The organism is Janthinobacterium lyxosi (assembly GCF_051380665.1).
Classification (GTDB): Bacteria; Pseudomonadota; Gammaproteobacteria; order Burkholderiales; family Burkholderiaceae_D; genus Janthinobacterium.
Window position 1 is genome coordinate 1 of record NZ_JBNYXM010000065.1, and the last position, 5390, is coordinate 5390.

Annotated in this window: 10 protein-coding genes and 1 tRNA gene; 10 read left to right on the forward strand and 1 reads right to left on the reverse strand. The window is 58.3% G+C overall.

Annotated elements, in window-relative coordinates:
• Window positions 1–415 precede the first annotated feature (415 nt).
• From ACQ4WP_RS28725 to ACQ4WP_RS28735, 3 genes are all read left to right on the forward strand, one after another.
• Window positions 416–958 (forward strand): DnaJ-like cysteine-rich domain-containing protein, encoded by a 543-nt coding sequence (locus tag ACQ4WP_RS28725; RefSeq protein WP_436526636.1) that lies wholly within the window; start codon window positions 416–418, stop codon window positions 956–958.
• A gap of 274 nt (window positions 959–1232) precedes the next feature.
• Window positions 1233–1409, forward strand: coding sequence for a hypothetical protein (locus ACQ4WP_RS28730; protein ID WP_436526638.1), 177 nt, complete (start codon window positions 1233–1235; stop codon window positions 1407–1409).
• Window positions 1410–1711: 302 nt separating this feature from the next.
• Window positions 1712–1785, forward strand: a tRNA-Gly gene (locus tag ACQ4WP_RS28735).
• A gap of 186 nt (window positions 1786–1971) precedes the next feature.
• Here ACQ4WP_RS28735 and ACQ4WP_RS28740 read toward each other — a convergent pair.
• Window positions 1972–2193, reverse strand: coding sequence for a hypothetical protein (locus ACQ4WP_RS28740; RefSeq protein ID WP_436526640.1), 222 nt, complete (start codon window positions 2191–2193; stop codon window positions 1972–1974).
• A gap of 21 nt (window positions 2194–2214) precedes the next feature.
• Between ACQ4WP_RS28740 and ACQ4WP_RS28745 the strand changes: the two genes are divergently transcribed.
• The 7 genes from ACQ4WP_RS28745 to ACQ4WP_RS28775 all read left to right on the forward strand — a co-directional run bounded on the left by ACQ4WP_RS28745 (window position 2215) and on the right by ACQ4WP_RS28775 (window position 5308).
• Window positions 2215–2412: a hypothetical protein gene (locus ACQ4WP_RS28745; RefSeq protein ID WP_436526642.1), complete on the forward strand. Its 198-nt coding sequence runs from the start codon at window positions 2215–2217 to the stop codon at window positions 2410–2412.
• The gene (locus ACQ4WP_RS28750) at window positions 2413–2559 is read left to right on the forward strand and encodes a hypothetical protein (protein WP_436526644.1); all 147 of its coding nucleotides are present in this window, start codon (window positions 2413–2415) and stop codon (window positions 2557–2559) included.
• Between the two features lie 116 nt (window positions 2560–2675).
• Window positions 2676–3008 carry a hypothetical protein gene (locus ACQ4WP_RS28755; RefSeq protein WP_436526646.1) on the forward strand — a complete coding sequence of 111 codons (333 nt, stop codon included), beginning with the start codon at window positions 2676–2678 and terminating at the stop codon, window positions 3006–3008.
• 441 nt (window positions 3009–3449) lie between these two features.
• The gene (locus ACQ4WP_RS28760; protein WP_436526648.1) at window positions 3450–3698 is read left to right on the forward strand and encodes a hypothetical protein; all 249 of its coding nucleotides are present in this window, start codon (window positions 3450–3452) and stop codon (window positions 3696–3698) included.
• Between the two features lies 1 nt (window position 3699).
• Entirely contained in the window at window positions 3700–4338 is a 639-nt protein-coding gene (locus ACQ4WP_RS28765) for a putative metallopeptidase (protein WP_436526650.1), read from the forward strand.
• A gap of 30 nt (window positions 4339–4368) precedes the next feature.
• Window positions 4369–4830 carry a DUF2280 domain-containing protein gene (locus ACQ4WP_RS28770; RefSeq protein WP_436526652.1) on the forward strand — a complete coding sequence of 154 codons (462 nt, stop codon included), beginning with the start codon at window positions 4369–4371 and terminating at the stop codon, window positions 4828–4830.
• Window positions 4811–5308: a terminase large subunit domain-containing protein gene (locus tag ACQ4WP_RS28775; protein WP_436526654.1), complete on the forward strand. Its 498-nt coding sequence runs from the start codon at window positions 4811–4813 to the stop codon at window positions 5306–5308. Before ACQ4WP_RS28770 ends, ACQ4WP_RS28775 begins: the two co-directional genes overlap by 20 nt.
• The last annotated feature ends 82 nt before the right edge of the window (window positions 5309–5390 follow it).

Below are 5390 nucleotides of genomic sequence, written 5' to 3' on the forward strand. Positions count from 1 at the left end.
AGGGCTTGAGTCATGAGATGGCGGCTGATTAAGGTTGTGCAACAGTGTACGCAAAACGTGTCTGGCTTTGAATAGCGGCCAGCTACGAAAGGGTACATAATCACACGACTCCAGACAAGTAGAGACATTGAATTTTCACATTGCGTTTGCAGAAATTTGTTTCCTATTGGAAATATATTGATGTTAGCAAGTGAATGGTTTTTTGGCAAGTGAAAACGTCGCGCGTGCTTTTTTTCACATTTCTTTAGTCTATTTATGACTAATCGGCATCGATAAATGAGTCCTTCATCCATTGCAATGGGCAGTGAATTCTCTGCCATATGATGAAATGATAACTTCAGAGCGCAGCGCTTCCAACTCTACGTAGAAGTATCAAAGGCGTGTTAACATTGCCTCGGGAAATCGGAGAAAACATATGGGCTTTACAGACCGCTACATCGCAGCAATCGGATCGAGCAACCTGATGGACGATGCGCAGCACCATCAGACGGACCCGCTTGCCGCCGCGGCAATTGCCGGCGACATCGGCGCACTGCTGTGCCGCGTGAAGTATGCCGACGGCACGCTCAACCGCATGTTCGAGGGCAACCAGCAGAACCTGGCGCAGCTGCTGCGCATCTGGACGGCCGAGGTAATCAAGCGCGGTCGCGCGCGCAAGTGGCTGCCTGAAAACACAGCCTGGGATGCGCAAGCGGCGCAAGCGCTCTACCGTCGCGTGGCCGAGAAATCGCTTGCGCACTGGCTTGATGGAAAGTGCAGGGGATGCAGTGGGACCGGCGTCAAGGTGCTACTGGGGAATGGCCAGTGCACGTCGTGCAAGGGTACTGGCGTGGCGCCCGTCTATGGGGTAGCCGGCCTTGAACTTGAGCACGTCAAGGATATGGTGAGCGAGCTGAGTTCCATTGCTGACAGTCATTCCGGGCGCGCAGGCAGCTTGTTGCGTGACCGCGACCTGTAGGGTAAATTTTCTTTGAACTGTGTTTACAAACAGTATTTCTATGTATAATGAAAGCTGCAGTTCAGTAAAATTCTTCCGGAAATCGTAATGTGCGCTTCGGCGCCACCGATAGCTGGAACTCGCGACAGTACCCGGACCCAGCGCCGTACCTGCACGCCTTGAATTTACCGAACGCCGCTTACCACGCACAATAGCCGTGGGAGCAAAACCACCAAGCCCGGCGCGTAAGCGATGCGGGCTTTTCTGTTTTCTGGCGCCACGGTACAAGGCGATCATGACCGCAAGCACTTTCCTCTGCCGCTTTCGCTGGCGCCATACGCAACTTGAGATGGCCGCCATCGTCGCTGACGCGGCGCCGGGCGATGCGCCAACGCAGCAAGAGTTGATTGACCAGCTCGACGCTGACGTGGTGCGCCAGTTCCAGCGGATGCTGGATGTGGACGCCGATTAGCATTGCCTGAAATGTGAACTGGTCAGATGCGCGCGCGAGCATGCCGCCGCAGGCCTGAAAAGGAGGTGCGCCATGAAGTAGCGAAGACAACACCCAGCCGCCTGGCGCCAATCCCGGCGCCGGCGGCGTTGAAGCGCGACGTGACTGCGCACGGGACAAAAATCGGCTGATGAGTTTCGGAGCGCCCGCCCGGAGATACTCAGGGGACGCCACACATTGCGAGCAGGATAAGCATCACCCAGCCGACGCGCGTTGTAACCGCGGCCATTCGGCGCCAGACGCTGTAACTGGCAACCAGTTTCGCGGGCGTAGCTCAATGGTAGAGCGGAAGCCTTCCAAGCTTTTCACGCGGGTTCGATTCCCGCCGCCCGCTCCAGATTCTCCTTGCCCGGCACGCTGGGTTTCGCCGCCGGCCGCATCACTGCGCTGGCGGCTTTTTTATTAGATTATCGAGAACACCGATATGGCGTTCCGAAGCGACGAAGCCCCGACAGACGCGAATCTGGCCGGGGCTTCTTTCATTTACGCATCAAGAGTCGCTGCTCTTGTAGTGATTTTCAGGTCACATCGTCGCTGACGGCTGGCTTGCCTCATGGATAGCCTTTGCTACGCCAGCGAAAAGCTTTGACTCATACGAATGAGGATTGCGCTCCGATCGATTGACAAGGATCGCAATCACTTCGTTTTGGCGCCGCTGATATTCGGCGTCACCCGCATAGGCCGTCTGAAAGAATTCCAGGGTGGTAAATGCTTCATGGATTGTTTCAAAAACTGATTTCGTCATTCCAAACTCCAAAGGTAAATCATGAACGTCATTACCCCAGCAACCTCAGTGAATCCAGGCGCGTTCGAGTACCAGGCTAATGGCAAGATCGTGCGCGTTTTCGACACCAACGGCACCGGGGAGCTTCTGCCTATCGAATGCAAGCAGCACGCAGATGATAACAAGTTTACATTGCAATTCCAGCCATTCGGCAAGGTCTATGCGGAAGTGGTGCGCTAAATGTTCGATTTCGACTTCCGCCGGATGATCATCACCATAGCACTGGCGGGCGCCGTGGTCGGTGGCGCCATCGTCGCGCTCATGCTGCTGGCCTGGCCATGGCTGTTGGCGATGGTCAAGCCGACGCTGCATGCGTTGACGGCCTGATATGAGTCCCTTCGCCATCCTTTTGATTCTGTTCAGCCTTGAGCGGCCCGGCCCAGTGCCAGCCGCTCCCCGCCCACCAGTTGCACGCACCTGGCCGTACAAATGAGAGCCGCCCCATGAATAACCTGATGACCGTGCACACGCTGGGCCCGAAGTTAATCGAGGCCCTGGGCGCACCCAAACATTGCACATGGATCGAACTGCGGCTCGCGTTTGGCGAAATTCCCACGGTGACGTGTGAATACTATCCGGTGGGCGATGACGGCACTATCGACCTCGCTGCCAAGGTGCTGGCCGAATACGAACTGGTGCCGCGCGCGACGCCGGCTGCTGTCGAGCTGCACCCGGCCGAGGGAGTCGGATTCGATGTCTGGATGCGCGAGCGCACCGAGGCTGTGCACCAGGCCATGATGAAGCACGCCCGGCGTGGCGGCATCCCATACACCTGACACTTGCGACTGCCAGCGCGCTCCAGTGGCAGGCTCACAAAACGGGCGCAGCTCACCGACGTAGCAATGATCCAGAGGACTCCAGCCGCGATGCACCGCGGCGCCTGCTGGGGGCGGGCGGTGACATCAGGAAGCAATACTCTATCGCGGCTTTCGACGCATCCGAGGGTTGTGGCTCAGCACCCGCAAGGCCGTTTTTCTGCTCACGCCTCGGCTGATCAGGTATTCCTCTGCGGTGGTCAGGCCCACTTCCATCACCATGCGTACGGCGATATTAATTATCTGCTCAGTTTCTGTGTCGGGGCGAGAGAGTAAGGGCAGTGCACGGGCACCGTTTGGGCGAGTGTCTAGGTCCATATATTTCTTTGCGGAAAATTAATATCATGCCGCGCAGAAATAACTTTATGTTGATTTTTATCAAACTGTGCTCATTCTATTGCCATGAATAAAATCCAACACCCATCAAATAACGGCGTGCTCGGCGCGCCTGCCGGCTGGGACCAGGGCGAACTCCCATGCAACGCGCTGCCGATCACGCGCACGCACGTGGGCGATCTGCATGCCGTGGTGTCGTACTGGCGCCCGAGCGTCGAGGAACTGGCCGCGCTGAATGCCGGCGGCGCCGTCCGGCTGTGGGTGGTGGGCGCAACGATGCCGCCCGTGATGCTCGACGTCGACGGCGCCCAGTAGCATGGCGCGCAGACAACCAGCTGCGCCAGGCTTCGGCCGCCCGGTACCGCCACCCGAATTCACCGACCTGCTGAACAATCGTTATGCGCCCGCGCCCGAGGTACTCAAGTGGGCGCGTGCATCCATCCTCACCGAAGGCGGCGCGCTGTACAACGAAGACCATGCCCACCTGGAATATGCCGACGTGCAGTTCCTGTGGGCGCCGATGGGCTTCGTGAAGGCAGGCCGCACCGTGCTGGGCCAGTGCGAGGAAGTGACGTTTCGCTGTGGACCATGGCAGAAGGGCCGCCAGCAACAGCAGATGGCCGACTGGTTCGGCGCGGTGCCTGACTTCCTCATTACCCTGGACGCATCGTATTGCCTGACCTGTAGCGACGCCGAATTCTGTGCGCTGCTCGAGCACGAGCTGTATCACATCGCCCAGGAGCAGGACGAATTCGGCGCGCCAGCTTTCAACAAGTACGGGCTGCCGAAACTGAGCATGCGCGCACATGACGTCGAAGAGTTTGTCGGCGTGGTCCGGCGCTACGGCGCAAGCAAGGACGTACAGCGCATGATTGACGCAGCAAAGACCCCGCCCGAAGTGGCGAAAATCAACATAGCGAGGGCGTGCGGAACGTGTCTGCTAAAGGCTGCGTAGCCTTTACGTTGCTTTACAGGAAACTAAAACATGGCCGCACTCAAGGACGAGGTGAAGCTGTACGTCGTCACCGCGCTGGCCTGTTTCGACTCGCCGACGCAGGTATCGATAGCGGTAAAAGAGGAATTCGGCCTCGATGTGAGCCGCCAGCAGGTGTCCTGCTACGACCCGAACACCTACGTCGGCCGAAACCTGAGCCAGAAATGGCGCACGATCTTCGAAGAGACGCGCGCCAAGTTCCGTGCCACTGCCGAGGAAATCCCGATCGCCAGCAAGGCTTTTCGCTTGCGTGGCCTGGGACGCCTTGCGCAGAAGGCTGAGAACATGCGCAACCTGCCGCTGGTGGCCAGCCTCTACGAGCAGGCAGCCAAGGAAGTGGGCGATATCTACGTGAACAAGGGCAAAGCCGAGCAGGCCGACCAGGCGCCCACTCCTGTCGCCATCACCTTCGGCGTGAAAGACGCCAAGCGCCATGACGACAATCCAGTTTGACCTGAACGTCCCGCAATCGAGCTTCCTGCAGTTGCCGCACAAGTTCAAGGCCTACGTGGCCGGGTTCGGCTCGGGCAAGACGTTTGTGGGCTGCGCGGGCATCTGCGCCCACTTCTGGGAGTGGCCGGGCATCAACCAGGGTTACTTCGCGCCGACCTATCCGCAAATCCGCGACATCTTCTATCCCACGATGGAGGAGGTGGCCTACGCGATGGGCCTGCGCATTAAGGTGAAGCAGGGCGATCACGAGGTCGAGGTGTACGAGGGCCGACGCTATCGCGGCACTGTCATCTGCCGCTCGATGGAGAAGCCTGAAACCATCGTCGGCTTCAAGATCGGCCACGCGCTGATCGATGAGCTGGACGTGATGCCACTGAAAAAGGCGCAGATGGCCTGGCGCAAGATCATCGCCCGTATGCGCTACAACGTGCCGGGCCTGATGAACTGTCAAGACCCGCTTGGTTATAAACGCGTTTAACAAATAAATCCGGCTTCTTTGCCTGCCACTCTTTGAGCGCCTGGATGGGTGTCTGGTGGTGTAAGGCGCGCTGCGGGATATT

What these genes read in the sequence shown, in the direction of transcription:
- ACQ4WP_RS28725 (WP_436526636.1), top strand. Translation starts at nt 416, where the DNA reads ATGGGCTTTACAGACCGCTACATCGCAGCAATCGGATCGAGCAACCTG.
- ACQ4WP_RS28730 (WP_436526638.1), top strand. Translation starts at nt 1,233, where the DNA reads ATGACCGCAAGCACTTTCCTCTGCCGCTTTCGCTGGCGCCATACGCAA.
- ACQ4WP_RS28740 (WP_436526640.1), bottom strand. Translation starts at nt 2,193, where the DNA reads ATGACGAAATCAGTTTTTGAAACAATCCATGAAGCATTTACCACCCTG.
- ACQ4WP_RS28745 (WP_436526642.1), top strand. Translation starts at nt 2,215, where the DNA reads ATGAACGTCATTACCCCAGCAACCTCAGTGAATCCAGGCGCGTTCGAG.
- ACQ4WP_RS28750 (WP_436526644.1), top strand. Translation starts at nt 2,413, where the DNA reads ATGTTCGATTTCGACTTCCGCCGGATGATCATCACCATAGCACTGGCG.
- ACQ4WP_RS28755 (WP_436526646.1), top strand. Translation starts at nt 2,676, where the DNA reads ATGAATAACCTGATGACCGTGCACACGCTGGGCCCGAAGTTAATCGAG.
- ACQ4WP_RS28760 (WP_436526648.1), top strand. Translation starts at nt 3,450, where the DNA reads ATGAATAAAATCCAACACCCATCAAATAACGGCGTGCTCGGCGCGCCT.
- ACQ4WP_RS28765 (WP_436526650.1), top strand. Translation starts at nt 3,700, where the DNA reads ATGGCGCGCAGACAACCAGCTGCGCCAGGCTTCGGCCGCCCGGTACCG.
- ACQ4WP_RS28770 (WP_436526652.1), top strand. Translation starts at nt 4,369, where the DNA reads ATGGCCGCACTCAAGGACGAGGTGAAGCTGTACGTCGTCACCGCGCTG.
- ACQ4WP_RS28775 (WP_436526654.1), top strand. Translation starts at nt 4,811, where the DNA reads ATGACGACAATCCAGTTTGACCTGAACGTCCCGCAATCGAGCTTCCTG.